At 63.8% G+C, this 14,470-nt stretch carries 11 protein-coding genes; 6 read left to right on the forward strand and 5 right to left on the reverse strand.

The window, feature by feature from the left end:
* The coding region (locus Q5H92_RS23765) for a D-alanyl-D-alanine carboxypeptidase (RefSeq protein WP_305014069.1) at positions 1–626 on the forward strand (626 nt) is incomplete at its 5' end.
* A 14-nt stretch (positions 627–640) separates the two neighbouring features.
* Here the strand turns inward: Q5H92_RS23765 and Q5H92_RS23770 are convergent.
* Complete coding sequence (locus tag Q5H92_RS23770; protein WP_305014070.1) at positions 641–1,879, reverse strand: T9SS type A sorting domain-containing protein; 1,239 nt, start codon at positions 1,877–1,879, stop codon at positions 641–643.
* 386 nt (positions 1,880–2,265) lie between these two features.
* On the opposite strand from Q5H92_RS23770, the gene Q5H92_RS23775 reads away from it, so the two are divergent.
* The gene (locus Q5H92_RS23775) at positions 2,266–4,128 is read left to right on the forward strand and encodes an FG-GAP-like repeat-containing protein (RefSeq protein ID WP_305014071.1); all 1,863 of its coding nucleotides are present in this window, start codon (positions 2,266–2,268) and stop codon (positions 4,126–4,128) included.
* A gap of 105 nt (positions 4,129–4,233) precedes the next feature.
* Here the strand turns inward: Q5H92_RS23775 and Q5H92_RS23780 are convergent, their stop codons facing one another.
* From Q5H92_RS23780 to serA, 3 genes are all read right to left on the reverse strand, one after another.
* Complete coding sequence (locus Q5H92_RS23780; protein WP_305014072.1) at positions 4,234–5,388, reverse strand: TlpA disulfide reductase family protein; 1,155 nt, start codon at positions 5,386–5,388, stop codon at positions 4,234–4,236.
* Positions 5,389–5,457: 69 nt separating this feature from the next.
* Positions 5,458–7,365, reverse strand: coding sequence for a hypothetical protein (locus Q5H92_RS23785; protein WP_305014073.1), 1,908 nt, complete (start codon positions 7,363–7,365; stop codon positions 5,458–5,460).
* A gap of 167 nt (positions 7,366–7,532) precedes the next feature.
* Positions 7,533–9,434 (reverse strand): phosphoglycerate dehydrogenase, encoded by a 1,902-nt coding sequence (serA, locus tag Q5H92_RS23790; protein ID WP_305014074.1) that lies wholly within the window; start codon positions 9,432–9,434, stop codon positions 7,533–7,535.
* A 57-nt stretch (positions 9,435–9,491) separates the two neighbouring features.
* Between serA and Q5H92_RS23795 the strand changes: the two genes are divergently transcribed.
* The 4 genes from Q5H92_RS23795 to Q5H92_RS23810 all read left to right on the forward strand — a co-directional run bounded on the left by Q5H92_RS23795 (position 9,492) and on the right by Q5H92_RS23810 (position 13,779).
* Positions 9,492–10,133 carry a hypothetical protein gene (locus tag Q5H92_RS23795; RefSeq protein ID WP_305014075.1) on the forward strand — a complete coding sequence of 214 codons (642 nt, stop codon included), beginning with the start codon at positions 9,492–9,494 and terminating at the stop codon, positions 10,131–10,133.
* Between the two features lie 8 nt (positions 10,134–10,141).
* Positions 10,142–11,311, forward strand: a complete 1,170-nt coding sequence (locus Q5H92_RS23800; RefSeq protein ID WP_305014076.1) for a serine hydrolase domain-containing protein — start codon at positions 10,142–10,144, stop codon at positions 11,309–11,311.
* A 36-nt stretch (positions 11,312–11,347) separates the two neighbouring features.
* Entirely contained in the window at positions 11,348–11,710 is a 363-nt protein-coding gene (locus Q5H92_RS23805) for a hypothetical protein (RefSeq protein ID WP_305014077.1), read from the forward strand.
* A 77-nt stretch (positions 11,711–11,787) separates the two neighbouring features.
* Entirely contained in the window at positions 11,788–13,779 is a 1,992-nt protein-coding gene (locus tag Q5H92_RS23810; protein WP_305014078.1) for a M1 family metallopeptidase, read from the forward strand.
* A gap of 198 nt (positions 13,780–13,977) precedes the next feature.
* Here the strand turns inward: Q5H92_RS23810 and Q5H92_RS23815 are convergent, their stop codons facing one another.
* Positions 13,978–14,388, reverse strand: coding sequence for a DUF983 domain-containing protein (locus tag Q5H92_RS23815; protein WP_305014079.1), 411 nt, complete (start codon positions 14,386–14,388; stop codon positions 13,978–13,980).
* Positions 14,389–14,470 lie beyond the last annotated feature (82 nt).

Consider the following 14,470-nt stretch of genomic DNA (forward strand, 5'->3'; position numbering starts at 1 on the left):
GGCTCATGCTGCGGCTGCTGGGCGATACCCTGCGCCGGGCCACCAGCAACGCCATCTGGCGCCCGCGCCCGGCGCAGGGCGACTCCATCCGCACGCTCTACGGCCTGCGCGTCGATTCGCTCTACCGCCGCATGCTGCGCGTGAGCGACAACTTCCTGGCTGAACAGCTGCTGCTGATGTGCAGCACCAAAATCGGCCGGCGCGACTCGCTCAGCACCGGCCGCGTCATCCGTTACGCCCGCAAAAACCTGCTCACCACCCTGCCCGACCCGGTGGTGTGGGTAGACGGCTCGGGGCTGTCGCGCCTCAACCTCATCACGCCCCGCACCCTCACCTGCCTGTTGCTCAAGCTGCACCAGGAGCTGCCCGAGCGCCGTCTGCTCAGCCTGCTGGCGGCCGGTGGCGGCCAGGGCACCCTGCGCAAACGCTACCACGACGCCGCCGGCCCCTGGGTGTGGGGCAAAACCGGCACGCTCAGCAACAACCTGAATGTGTGCGGCTACCTGCGCACCAAAAGCGGCCGGCTGGTGGCTTTCTCATTCATGAACAACAACCACGTAGCCGAAAGCGGCGCCATGCGCAACGAAGTGGAGCGGGTGCTGGCGCAGGTGCGGGCGCGACTGTAGGTGCGGCTTGTGAACTAATGCGTCACCACCACTTTTTGGGTGGCTGAAACGCCCGCACCTTCCACCTTCAGAAAGTACACCCCGGCGGCTAGGTCGGACACCTCAAACTCGGTGGGTACGGACGGATGCAGCTCCAGCGCCGCGCCCACGGGCTGGCCCAGCGTGTTGAATAGGCGGGCGCGTAGGTCGTTGGCTACGCCGCCTTCGGGCGCCACGGTCAGCCGGTCGCTCACGGGGTTGGGAAACACGCTCACCTGCAGGCTAGCGGCCACGAAGTTGGCCGTCACCACGTAGGTTGTCACGGGCTCGTTCACCACGGCGTGGCCCGACTGCGGGCCGGTGGCGCCGGCCGGAATGACGCCGTAGTAGGTGGGGCCGGGCGTGTAGGGGTAGCCGCCAGCATACTGGCTGTTGATGGTGACGAAGTAGGCGTAGGTGCCGGCCGGGTACTCCGGCGTGATGCAGAAGCGGCCGTTGTGGCTGTCGAGGTCGCCGCGGCCGGCCACGTATTCGAAGTCTTCGATGTAGTAGCCCAGCGGCTTGGCCGCGTTGATAGCCGGGCCGGCCGAGGGCGCGGCCGAGCCATCGGGCAGGGTGGTGCGGGTGGTGATGTTGCGCAGCCGAAACGACGTGCGCATGCTTTTGATGGCGCCGGTGCCGTTGGTGTTGGCGTAGCCGTAGGCGCCGTAAATGGGGTAGCCGTCGAAGGCGAAGCCGATGATGGGGGAGTGGCGCGTGCTGTCGCGGTCGTTGTAGAGGCAGCGCGGGTTGAGGTGGTGGTGGTACTCGCCGTTGGGGGCCGGGTGGCCGAGACAGGAATCGAAGCTGGGCCCTTCCACCACGATGGCGTTCTGGTTCCACACGCCGGCATTGTTGTAGCTCATGCCGTCTTTGGCGTTGAAAATGCTCACGCCGTTGCTCCAGACGCCGGTGTGGCCCAGGGGCGTGGCGGTGGGCGTGGCAGTGTTGGGCGTGGGCGTGCGCGTGATTTTGAACACGAAATTCTGGTTGGTGGTCGTGTTGGGGTTGCCCGGCCAGGGGCCGATGGTGTAGCTCGGCACGCCGGTGCAGGTGACGTACACATTGCCGGCCGAATACTGCACGCGCTGCACGTTGCTCGGGATGCCGCCAAAGCCAGTGGCGCCGGTAGTGTTTACCACCCAACTGCTCACGTTGGGCGTGACCTGGGCCCGGGCCAGCCCCGGCAGGGCCAACAGCAGCGAAAGGAGAAGGGCGTAGCGGTATCGGGGCATAAAACGGGGGTGGGAAGGAGGGCAGAAAAGCCGCCGCCCGGGCAGCAACGGTTGGGCATGCGCCCGGGGCCCGGCCGGCAGCGGCGCGTGAAGCTAGACCCTGGCCCCGCCAGCGGGTTTAACAACCCGCCAATCGCCGGCTTCGCCCGGTGAACGGTCCGTCTGGCACGGCAGGCGCTCCAAACAGGCTGGTGGAGCCCAAAAACAGCCAAAATCAGGCTCACGGGCCCCTTTTTTCATTCGCTGGGAATTTGCCCGGCTTTAACGAGGAATGACCCGGGTCAAACGATGAGGGGAAATAAGAGGTCGGCACGCCTAACAATTTTGTATCACCACAGCGGCACAAACCCACCGCTCTCCACCTCGACAATAACTCTCCCAACGCCATGTCCACGTTTACTTTCGCTTCCGATTTCCTGACTGCCACCCGCCGCTCGATGCTGGCTACCCTGGGCCTGCTGCTGCCCGTGGCCGCCCTGGCCCAGGCCCCCACCATCAGCAGCATGACGCCCACGACGGCCGCCCCCGGCACCACCGTCACCATCACCGGTACCAACCTCACGGGCTTCACTTCGGTGCTGCTCAACGGCCTGGCCGTGCGCGCCACGCCGGGCCTGGTGCCGGCCACCACGGCCACGTTCATCGTGCCCGCCGCCGCCGGCACGGGCAAGGTGCGGCTGACCACGGCCGCCGGTACCGCCCTGAGCGCCGCCAAGCTGGGCGTGACCCGCGCTTCGTCGAGCAGCAACTACACGCAGCTGAGCGCCAACGCCACCAGCGCCACCGCCGCCGGGGCCTACTCGACGCCCGTGGCCGCCGACCTCGACAAAGACGGCCTGCTGGAGCTGCTGGTGGGCCAGGGCGACGGCACCATGATGGATTACGAGCAGACCGGCACCAACCAGCCTTTCAGCACCACGGGCACGCTCATCACCTTCGCCGCCGGCGGCACCGTGGACGTGGGCCTCTACGCCAAGCCGACGGTGAGCGACCTCGACGGCGACGGCCTGCAGGAAATCATTGTGGGCGAAGAAACCGGCAAGGTGTACATCTACGAGCAGGCCGCCAGCACTGGCGCCAACGCCTTCAAAGTGGGCCCCGTCAGCACCTTATTTAACAACCCCTACGGCGCCACTACTTCGCCTACCGCTAATGCCGGCTCTTACGCCCGTCCTACGGTGGGTGACCTCGACAGCGACGGCCTGATTGACATCGTGGTGGGCTCCAACAACGGCCTGCTGAACCGCTATGAGCAACTGGCCAGCACCAGCAACACCACGGCCGGCTTCACCACCGCCACGACGGTGAAGCTGGGTACTGGCGCCGACGTCGATGCCGGCGCTGTGAGCAAGCCGCTCATCACCGACTACGACGGCGACGGCAAGCTCGACATGCTGGTGGGCAACTACACCGGCAACGTGCAGTTCTACACCCAAACAGCTGCCAATGCCCTTACCTTCAACTTTGTGCGCAACCTGAGCACCGATGGCACTTCCGCCACCGTCATCAACATGGGCAATTCGGGCACCAACCCCAGCAGCAAAGACGGCTACGCCGCCCCGGCCGTGACCGACTACGACGGCGACGGCCTGCTCGACCTCTTCGTGGGCAACGGCGTGGGCACGGTGTATCGCTACGAGCAAGCGCAGTCGGCTACCTTGCCCACCCTCACGGCCCCGTTGCCGGTGGTGCTCACGGCCTTCGCCGGCCAGGCCACCAGCGCCGGCAATCAGTTGAAGTGGAGCACCGCCCAGGAAACAAACAGCGCCCGCTTCGTGGTGGAAGCCTCGGCCGATGGCGGTACGTTCGCCGCTATTGGCGAGCTGGCCGCCGCCGGCAACAACCCCACCGTTCGCAACTACGACTACCTCGATGCCTCGGCCCCGGCCCTGAGCGCCAGCCGCCGCTACTACCGCCTGCGCCAAGTAGACCTGGACGGCACCGTGGCCTACTCGCCGGTGGTGACGCTGACCCGCAGCACGGCCGCCGCGCCGGCCCCCAAAGTCCTGGACGCCTACCCCAACCCCTTTGCCGAAACCCTCACCGTGGCCCTGCCCGGCACTGCTGAGCCCCAAGCCGTAACCGTGTCGCTGAGCAACCTGACCGGCCGCCCGGTGTACGCTGCCAAGCTCATCCTGGGTGCCGCCCCGCAGGCCCTCAGCGCCCTGCCCGAGCTGGCCGCCGGCGTGTATGTGCTGCGCCTCACCACCGCCACCGGCACCATCACCCAGAAAGTGACCCGTCAATAAGGCCCGATTTTAAAAACAACGGCCCCGGTTTCCAGATGTGGAAGCCGGGGCCGTTGGGCATTTTGGCACGAGTGCCCCGAAGCTCCCGCTTCGGGGCACTCGTGCTTACGGCTGGGGCAGCAGGCGGGCCAGGGTGGCGCGCAGCTCCTCGCCGTGCAGGTTGGTAGCCACGATGATGCCGTTGGGGTCGATGAGGAAGTTCTGGGGCACGGCGTTCACGCTGTAGAGCGTGGCGGCGGCGTTGCCCCGGCGCAGGTCCGACACCTGCGTCCAGGCGAGGTGGTCGTCGGCAATGGCTTTGAGCCACTGGGCACGGTCGTTTTCCACGTCGATGCTCACGCCCAGAATCTCGAAGCTGCGGTTTTTGAACTGCTCGTACGTCTTCACCACCTCGGGGTTTTCGCGGCGGCAGGGGCCGCACCAGCTGGCCCAGAAATCGACCAGCACGTACTTGCCGAGGTAGCTGGCCAGCGCCACGCGCTTGCCGTCGGCAGTGGGCTGCTCGAAATTGGGGGCCCGGGCGCCCACGGCCACGTACTGCAGGCGCTGCAGGGCCAGGCCAAACAACACGGCCTCGGGCAGCTGCCGCACCTCAGGCCCGAGCAGGGCGAAAAGCGGCGCTGCGGTGGCGTAAGTCGGGATGGGACCGGCCACTTCTTTCACCGCCCCCAGGCTGATAAGCGAGTTGGGGTGGGCCTTGATGAAATCAGTCAGAACGCGCGTCGACTGCGATTGCAGCGCGGTGTAGCGGGCGTTGTAGGGCCGGCTGAAGGTGGCGGTGGCGCGGGTGGCGGGCGCGGTGTTGCGGTACGCCGCGTAGAGCGAGTCCTGCTGCCGTTTCACCACGTCGAGCGGCCGGGTCAGCTCCCGGTATTCCGACGAAAGGAGGGAGCCGCTGAGTTCGGCGTGTGCCAGCGAATCGGGCGAGGTGAATACCGTGGTGCCTTTTTCGAGGTAGAAAACCGCGTTGTCGGCCTGCCTGGTGTAGAGGCGGCGCTTGTGACCGCGCGGCACCAGCACCAGCCGGGCCTTGGCGGGCGCCTGCACGTTGCCGCGCAGCACAAACTCGCCCTTTTTCACCGCCGCCGAATCGGTGATGGCATTTCCCGCCAGCGTTTCGCGCACCAAGAAGACTTTGGCCGGGCCCTGCACGGTGGGCAGCGTGCCGCGCAGCACAAAAGCGGCGGGCGTCTGGGTTTGGGCCTGGGCCAGCGGGCAAGTGCCGAGCAGCGCGGCTGCCAGAATCAACGCTTTCTGCATGGGTAGATGCGGTTTCCTGAAAATGAGTAGTAGCGCAAGCTACGACGGCACCTCCGAAAACAGCAGCGCCTACTCCTCCAGGTTGTCGGCCGGCGCCTCGAACAGTTCTGGCTGGGTGACGCTCAGCTGCGCGTGCTGCGTGGGCGTGAGGAAGATGTAGCCCTCGCCGCCGAGGCAATCGTAGAGCTGGCCGGGCGCGTGCTGCTCCCGTAGGGCGCGCTTGATGAGGTCCACAAAATCGGTGTCGAGCCAGTCGGAGTTGATTTTCAGCCGCATGCCATACGCCTGCCCGCCCAGCCGGAAGCCGAAGGAAAAAGTGGCGTCCTCAGGCAAGTCTGGGTTGAAACCATCCTGGATGTGGGTAGGCGCAAAGCCGCCGCGCGAAATGGCCGCCAGCGCCCGGGTGCGCGCCGCGTACGGCGCGGGCGATATGGCCGATTCCCAATCGATGGGATGAATGACATTCGGAAAGCACAGCAGCACGGCGGCATAGCTCGTTTTGTGGCCACGCAAGGCAGCTTCGCGCCCTTTGACCAACTCCGCGGCCGACAACTGCGAAAACAGGCCCAGCTGCCGGTAATCGGCTATCAACTGCTCAATATGTGTAGAATTGAATCGGTTGTCGTGCGATTCATCGGACAGAAAATAGTAGGCCGGGCCCCACAAGGCCCGTTGCGCTTTGGTCATGGCAATCAGGCCCAGCCGCTCGTTGCCGTACACCGACCGGGCGTCGGGTGTGGAAGCGCGATAGAGGCGCAGAGGCGAATTCTGGTCGGCTAGCCACTGGTTGAGGCTGCGCTGGAAATATTCGCTTACCTGGGCGCCCAGCGGCGGGTTGGGGTCGGTGCCGTCTTTGTTGATGAAATCTTGCCAAAACGTGTCCTCGTAACGCCGGCCACCGGCGCGGAAACTGAGCGTGACGTTTTGGGCCAGCGACGTTGGCCCAAAGTCCTTGATGCTCGTCGTCACCCGCAAATTGGTGTAGTGGAAGCCGGGCAGCAACGCCGGCAGCTGCGCAAAAAGCGCCGGGTAAAGCGCCTCCGGCTGGCGCGGCAGCTTCCGCAGGTCCACGATGCGGCCACGCTCGCAATACGCCAGCAAATCGAACGGCTTATACAGTTGAAAGGGCTGATAATTCCGCACCAGGCGCTGGTGCTGGGCTTCCGACAGCACGCCGGCCCGCTGCAGGCGCCGTAGCCAGCGCAGCTGTTCGGCTTTGGTACGGGCGTAGGTGGCGCGGTGCTGCGTCAGCTCAGACGCCGTGTGGCACACTTCGGCTTCTGTGCGTAGCTGCCCCATTCTCAGCTGGCGCTGCAGCTCCTCGTAAACGGGCTGCTCGATGAGGCCCAGCGCGAACAAGTCGCGCGCCGTGCGGGTGCGGGTTTTGCCAAACGCGCTGCGCTGCTCGCTAATCCAATGGGTGAGCGGCGGCGATATGGCCGACAGCGGCGGATAAATCGTCCAGCCCATTTCACCCACCGAGTCTTCGGCCCGAATAGCGTCCTCGATGCGCAGGCGGGCCGGCAGCTGCTGCCGGTACCAGCGCGTAAAAGCCACGGTGTCGTTGTGGAAGCGCTTCAGCGTGGCGGCGTATTTGCTCACCACGCGCACCCGCGACTTCCCGGGCGCCTGGTCGGCAGAGTCGTTGGCCAATTCCATCAGTTCGTAAAGCATCTCCTGATTGAAGGTCCGGTACTGGAATTCATTCTGAAAAGCTTCCGCGCAAAACGCAAGAATGCCGGGCGGGCCATTGGTTGGAACCTGGGCGGTTTGTTCGCCTGTGGAGTCTGTTTCCCAAACCGATAACGTGCCCTTGCGCATCCGGCTCAGCAACTCGGCGCGGCCCGCCGCATTTAGCACGCCTTTCTGGTAGAGCCGTTCGGCAAAGGCCGCGCCGGGGCCAGCTCCGCGCTTGCCCGTCCACCACACGCCGGCCGCCAGCAACAGCGCCAACCCCAGAATGAGCAGTGCTTTCATCAAAACAGATACTTTAATTAGAAGGTGTGGATGAAGCCGGCAGCCGCACCAAAGGAACGTCATGCTGAGCGCAGCCGAAGCATCTCTACCGCACAATAGTAAAATTGATTACTGCTGCGGTAGAGATGCTTCGGCTGCGCTCAGCATGACGTTCCTTTACTTCACCCTTAATACAGCACCCGGAACTTGATGGTGTGCTCCACCGCGCGCAGGGCCTGAATTACTTCCTGGTCATACTGCCGGTCGATGTCGGTAATCACGTAGCCGATGTGCTCGTTGGTTTTCAGGTACTGGCCCAGGATGTTGACGTGGTGGGCGGCCAGCACGTTGTTGATTTTGGCCAGCACGCCGGGCACGTTGGCGTGGATGTGGATGAGGCGGTGCGCCTGCTGCACGGGCAGCTGGATGTTGGGAAAATTGACCGACTGCTGGGTGTTGCCGGTGTTGATGTACTGCATGATGCGCTCGGGCACAAACTCGGCGATGTTGCGCTGGGCCTCGGCCGTGCTGCCGCCGATGTGGGGCGTGAGCAGCACGTTGGGCAGGCCGCGGAGCTCGTTTTCGAAGCTCTCGTTGTTCGTCTTTGGCTCATACGGGAACACGTCGACGGCCGCGCCGCCGAGGTGGCCGCTGCGCAGGGCGGCGGCTAAGGCGGGCACTTCCACCACGTGGCCGCGGGCGTTGTTGAGGAACAGGGCGCCCTTTTTCATGAGCGCAAATTCGGCCGCGCCGATGTAGTTGGTGTTGTCCTCGCGGCCGTCGATGTGCAGCGTCACCACGTCGGACTGCGCCAGCAGCTCTTCCAGCGTGCGGCACTTCACGGCGTTGCCGAGCTGCAGCTTTTCGGCCACGTCGAAGTACACCACCTTCATGCCCACGGCCTCGGCCACCACGCTCAGCTGCGAACCGATGTTGCCGTAGCCCACGATGCCCAGCGTCTTGCCGCGAATCTCGAACGAGCCGCTGGCCGACTTGTCCCACTCGCCGGCATGCATCTTGGGGTTCTTTTCCGGAATGCGGCGGGCAAGCACGATGATTTCGCCCAGCGCCAGCTCCACCACCGAGCGGGTGTTGCTGAACGGCGCGTTGAACACCGCCACGCCTTTTTTCATGGCGCCGGTCAGGTTAATCTGGTTGGTGCCGATGCAGAAGGCGCCGATGGCAATCAGCCGGTTGGCGGCATCGAGCACGCGTTGCGTCACCTGCGTTTTCGAGCGGATGCCCAGGATGCTCACGCCCTCAATGCGCGCAATCAACTCGTCTTCGTCGAGGCCGCCGGGCACGGTGTCCACCTGGTAGCCTTCGGCGAGGAAAAGCTCTTTGGCGCGGGCATCGGGGTTTTCCAGCAGGAGCACCTTGATGCGGTTTTTGGGGTATGATAAAGTCATGGGAAGTTTTAGTTGGTACAAAAACTCGTCGAAAGTCGGGAGCACTTCGTCGGCCTGCGCCACCACGGTGGGCCGGCTAACGTTTTCAGTGTAAGCGTAGAAACGGTGGGCCAGCCCGGCTTCGCGAATCTGGTAGTCGGTATAACCGTCGCCGAGCACGTATACCGGCCCGTCCAAATCAAGCAGCACCAATTGGCGAATTTTGCCGCCGTCGCGGCTCAGCACGTTGGCTGGGTCGCAGCCCGTCACGTTGCCCTCCGCATCGAAGGTGAAGGTATTGGCCAACACATGCTCGGGCGCAATGCCGAACTCGGCCACCACCGGCTCGATGAACTCGCGGAAGCCGCTGCTCACCACGTAAATGCGGTCGGCAAACTGCCGAAAGAAGTTGCCGTTGCGCCGGATACTCTCGCTTACCTTGGTCTTGAGCCGAGCAATGAGGGGCGCCAGGTGCTTCTCGTTGGCCCCCAGCAGCGCCAGCCGCCGGCTCAGCGACTCCTGGAAGCCGATTTCGCCAGCCATGCCCTGGTCAGTGAGGGCCCGGATTTGGGCCACGCGCTCGGCCGCGTCGGGGCGGCCGGCCAGGGCGATGTCGGCCAGCTCATCGAGCCCCTCAACCTGGGTGAAGGTGCTGTCGAAATCGAAAACGAGGTAGGGGAGTGGGGCGGTAGCGTTGGGCATGGACGCAAAGATGCGCCCAGCCTTACCTTGGCGCGGCATTCACCGCCGAAGTATTTTATGAAACTCTTGCCGCTGGTACTCCTCGCGCTGCTCCTGAAGCTACCCGCCGGTGCCCCGCCGAAAGTACGCGTCGCGCTCAGCCCACTGACGAGGGCGGCGTATCTGGGGGCGTTGAAAGCGGCGGTTGATACCAAGCCAACAATGACGTTTCCGGTGAGGAAGCAGAAGAGGCGCATTGTAATTCCCGCGGCGAAAGGCAGCGTGGTTTTTAAGGACAGTGACGTTGACGAAGAAGACCCCGATTGGGAAGAATATACTTATCAAGGGTACTGGCCGCAGTTTCAATTTCACCTGATGCGGCATAACCACTACGAATGGTCTAAAAATGTACTCGTTGGTAGAAGCGGACAAAAGCTGGAACTGGATGGTGAGCCAGTGTTCTCGCCCGACCTTAACTATTTTGCGGCCGTCGCAGCCGGTATAGAGTATTGGGCTTCCGACAATAGCATTCAGTTATTCCGGTTTGAGAAAGGCCGCTGGTGGCAGGTCTGGAAATTAGAGCCTTCCATTGACCCAGCCACTTGGGAGCCGGCCGAAATCCACTGGCTGTCCAACTCAACCTTGCTGCTGAAAAAGCGCATGTGGACAGGCAAAAAACCGGGCAACACCTTCGCCTACGCCAAGCTCGAAATTCACTAACCATGAAAATGCGCCTGCCACTGCTCGCCCTCACGCTGGCCGCCGCGCCCGCCCTGGCCCAGCAAGCCCCCGCTTTCCACACCCTCGACGGCCGCACCCTGCGCCCGGCCGACATCGACCGGACCGTGCAGCAGCTCATGGATTCGGCTCTGGTACCGGGCCTGGCGGTGGCCCTGCTGGAGAATAATAAGGTGCGCTACCTGCACACCTACGGCTACCGCAACCTGGCCACCAAAGCGCCCCTGGAGCCCCAGACGGCCATGTACGGCGCTTCCCTCAGCAAGGCCGTGTTTGCTTACCTCGTGATGCAGCTGGTGCAGGAAAAGCGCCTCGACCTAGACAAGCCAATGGCCGGCTACCTGCCCAAGCCGTTGCCCGACTACGAGGCCTGGCGCGACCTGGCCGGCGACGACCGGTGGCAGCGCCTCACGGCCCGCATGGCCCTCACGCACACCACCGGCCTGCCCAACTGGCGCTGGATAGCGCCCGATAAAAAGCTGCGCTTTCAATTTGAGCCCGGCGCCCGCTACGGCTACTCCGGCGAGGGCCTGCAGCTGCTGCAGCTGGTGGTCGAAACCATCACCGGGCAAACGCTGGTGCAGCTGAGCGAAGCGCGGGTGTTCGGACCCCTGAAAATGAGCCGCACCAGCTACGTGTGGCAGCCAGCCTTCGAGCAGAACTACGCCCTGGGCTACGACGAGCAGGGCCAGCCCTTCGAAAAGCGCAAGCGCACCAAAGCCGGCGCGGCCGGCTCGCTGGAAACCACGCCCGCCGACTACGCTGCCTTTCTAGCCGCCGTGATGCAGGGCAAGGGCCTCACCCCAGACGCCAAGCGGGAGATGACGCTGCGGCAGGTGCGCATTCCGTTCAAAGCGCAGTTTGGGCCGCTGGCTGCGGTGGCCGCGCCCGATAGCAACCGCGCCATCCGGCTGGGCTACGGGCTGGGATGGGGCACGTTCGAATCGCCTTATGGCCCGGCGTATTTCAAGGAAGGGCACGACGATGGCTGGGAAAACCACAGCGTCGTCTTCGGCGACCGCAAAGTGGGCCTACTGCTGATGGGCAATAGCTCCAACGCCGACAAAATCTTCAAAGCCCTGCTGGAACGGCTGCTCGGCGACCGGGCCACGCCCTGGCAGTGGGAAAACTACGTGCCGTATCAGCTGGCGGAGAAATAGCCGCCACGGATTTATTCTGCCATTTTTCTGACTTTGATGCTGCCCCAGCGCCTGCTTTTCGTGTACAACGCCGACGCGGGCCTGCTGGCCGGCCTGAAGGACACGTTCCACAAAATCCTCTCGCCCGCCACCTACGCCTGCGCGCTCTGCGCCGTCACCTACGGCGCCACCAGCATGCGGCCGGATTGGCGTGAGTTCATCAGGAGCCTGCCCGTGCCGGTGGATTTTCTGCACCGCGACGAGTTCATCCGTGCCTATCCGGCGTGGGCGAAACACCGGCTGCCGGCCGCTTTTGCCGTGGACGAAACGGGCGCGCTAAAGCCTTTTATCAAGGCCGAAGAAATGCGGACAGCCGATTTGAATGGATTGATGGAACTGGTACGTCAAAAGCTGGCGTAGGGCGGAGCCGCGCCGTTACCTTTGGCAGGAAAACAGACGTTTTTCGCGCTTTTTACTATCATTTCATTCCTTTCTTCATGAAATTTCCTTTTCTGCTGGGTGCGGCGCTGTTGGTGGCGGGCACGGCGGCGGCGCAGTTTCAGCCGCCGGTGCCCACGGGGCCGGCTTTTGATGCCCGCGCGCTGTTCAACCCTTCCTTTATTGAGCAGCTGAGCACGCCCACGCGCACGGCCGGTGGCCAGCCCGGCGCCCAGTACTGGCAAAACGCGGCCGACTACAAAATCGACGCCCGTCTCGATGAGAAAGCGGCCCGCGTGACAGCCACCGCCAGCATCACCTACACCAACAACTCGCCCGACGCGCTGGCCTTCGTGTGGCTGCAGCTCGACCAGAACCTCTACCGTGCCGACTCGCGCGGTGGGGCGGCCACGGCCCCGGCCGGCGGGCGCTTCGGCAACTCAGCCCGCGGCTTCCAGGGCGGCGACTCGTTGCAGACGGTGAACATTGAGCTGCACGGCAAGAAGCTGAAAGCCAATTACCGCGTGCAGGATACGCGCGTGCAAATCATGCTGCCCGAGGCGCTGAAGCCCCAGGGCGACAAGCTGAAAATCGACATCGCCTACGGCTTTAATGTGCCCGAATACGGCTCCGACCGCCTGGGCCGCCTGAAAACCAAGAACGGCGAAATCTTCGAAATAGCGCAGTGGTACCCGCGCATGGCCGTGTACGATGATGTAGAAGGCTGGAACACGCTGCCCTACATGGTGGCCGAGTTTTACCTCGAATACGGCAACTTCGACTACACCGTGAACGTGCCGGCCAACTACCTCGTGGGCGGCTCGGGCGAGCTGGTAAACCCCGCCGAGGTGCTCACCAGCGCCCAGCAGAGCCGCCTGGCCAAAGCCGCCGGCTCTGACCAGACGGTCATCGTGCGCTCGGTGGACGAGGTGACGCAGGCCGGCTCGCGCCCCGGTGGCAAAAATGGCCGCCTGACCTGGCACTTCAAGTGCCAGCGGGCGCGCGACGTGGCCTGGGCGGCTTCGGCGGCCTTCGTGTGGGACGCGGCTAGGATGAACCTGCCCAGCGGGCGCAAGTCACTGGCTATGTCGCTCTACCCGGCCGAGGTGGCGCAGGACTCGGCCTGGGGCCGCAGCACGGAGTACGTGAAGAAAAGCATCGAATACAACTCGAAGCAGTGGTACGAGTACACCTACCCGGTGGCCACCAACGTGGCCGGCGTGGTGGGCGGCATGGAGTACCCGGGCATCGTGTTTTGCGGCTCGCGGGCCAAAAAAGCCAGCCTTTATAGCGTGACAGACCACGAGTTCGGTCACAACTGGTTTCCGATGATTGTGGGCTCGAACGAGCGCAAGTACCCGTGGATGGACGAGGGCTTCAACACCTTCATCAACATGCTGTCCTCGGCGGCTTTTAACAACGGCGAGTACGCCAAGCAGCTGAACGACACCACCCGCCTGGTGCAGGGCCTGGCGCGTGCCATCGCCAGCCCCACCATGGACCCGCCCTACACCGTGCCCGACGTGACGCAGCCCCAGAACCTGGGCTTCGCGGCGTATAGCAAGATGGGCTACGGCTTGTTTTTGCTGCGCTCGGAAATTCTAGGCCCGGAGCGGTTCGACTACGCTTTCCGCACCTACATCCGGCGCTGGGCTTTCAAACACCCACAGCCCAAGGACTTTTTCCGGACGATGAACGAGGCCAGCGGCGAGGATTTGACCTGGTTCTGGAAGGAGTGGGTGTACAACAACTGGATTCTGGACCAGGCCGTGACCACCGTCACCTACGTGAACCAGGACCCCGCCCAGGGCGCCCTCATTACCATTGAAAACCGCGGCCAGGCCGCCATGCCCGTGACGGCCGACGTGACCGAAACCTCCGGCAAAACCACCCGCGTGAAGCTGCCCGTCGAAATCTGGCAGCGCGGCGGCACCTGGACGTTCCGCTACAACTCCACCACGCCGCTCACGCTGGTGCGCCTCAACGCCAGCAAGCTGCTGCCCGATGTGAACCCGGGCAACAACGTGTGGCGGGCGCAGGTGCTGCGGTAGGGAAAGTGTCGCTTAAGAAATCAAAAGCCCCGGCTGCTACTGAAGCGGCCGGGGCTTTTGCTAGCGGCCGGGGCTTTTGCTATTTGAACGATGTAGAGACGCATAATTGCGTCTTGTCGTTGCTAATATTGTTTAATTGGGGCGGGAGCGGGCAAGTGCGGTTCTGGTCGTTCAACGACAAGACGCAATTATGCGTCTCTACCGCCGCGCCCAACTCTTGTTATACTGCACGCCGCCAAACAAATACAGCATCAGCGCCCGCGAGTAGCGCAGGATGAGCGGCGTAAATAATACCGTGACGCCAGTGATGATGGCCACGTACACCCATGTATCGGGGTTGCCCATCAAGTAGTAAATGAGCACACCGAACACCAGGAAGGTGGCCACGTTGAAGGCGAAGGTGATGTACATCGAGCCGAAGTAGAAGCCCGGCTCGGGCTCGAAGCTCTGGCCGCACACGGGGCACTGCGCGGGCATTTGGGCAAATTTCGTCACGTTCAGGGCCGAGGTGCTGAACAGCCGGCCCTGGTGGCAGCGTGGGCAGCGCAGCGTGGCCAGCGCCAGCGCGGTGGAATCGACAAATTCGGGCGTTTCAGTGGGTTCGGTCATGACCGGGGCGGGGGAGGAGGGATGCATGAGGCAACAAAAGCTATACGGGAGAAAGCGGCCCGCGCCCATGCGCGACTAGCTG

Origin of the sequence: Hymenobacter mellowenesis (assembly GCF_030581005.1) — a bacterium.
Lineage (GTDB): Bacteria > Bacteroidota > Bacteroidia > Cytophagales > Hymenobacteraceae > Hymenobacter > Hymenobacter mellowenesis.

Excerpts from the sequence above, each read along its gene's own strand:
- Q5H92_RS23770 (WP_305014070.1), bottom strand. The coding sequence starts at position 1,879 with ATGCCCCGATACCGCTACGCCCTTCTCCTTTCGCTGCTGTTGGCCCTG.
- Q5H92_RS23775 (WP_305014071.1), top strand. The coding sequence starts at position 2,266 with ATGTCCACGTTTACTTTCGCTTCCGATTTCCTGACTGCCACCCGCCGC.
- Q5H92_RS23780 (WP_305014072.1), bottom strand. The coding sequence starts at position 5,388 with ATGCAGAAAGCGTTGATTCTGGCAGCCGCGCTGCTCGGCACTTGCCCG.
- Q5H92_RS23785 (WP_305014073.1), bottom strand. The coding sequence starts at position 7,365 with ATGAAAGCACTGCTCATTCTGGGGTTGGCGCTGTTGCTGGCGGCCGGC.
- serA (WP_305014074.1), bottom strand. The coding sequence starts at position 9,434 with ATGCCCAACGCTACCGCCCCACTCCCCTACCTCGTTTTCGATTTCGAC.
- Q5H92_RS23795 (WP_305014075.1), top strand. The coding sequence starts at position 9,492 with ATGAAACTCTTGCCGCTGGTACTCCTCGCGCTGCTCCTGAAGCTACCC.
- Q5H92_RS23800 (WP_305014076.1), top strand. The coding sequence starts at position 10,142 with ATGCGCCTGCCACTGCTCGCCCTCACGCTGGCCGCCGCGCCCGCCCTG.
- Q5H92_RS23805 (WP_305014077.1), top strand. The coding sequence starts at position 11,348 with ATGCTGCCCCAGCGCCTGCTTTTCGTGTACAACGCCGACGCGGGCCTG.
- Q5H92_RS23810 (WP_305014078.1), top strand. The coding sequence starts at position 11,788 with ATGAAATTTCCTTTTCTGCTGGGTGCGGCGCTGTTGGTGGCGGGCACG.
- Q5H92_RS23815 (WP_305014079.1), bottom strand. The coding sequence starts at position 14,388 with ATGACCGAACCCACTGAAACGCCCGAATTTGTCGATTCCACCGCGCTG.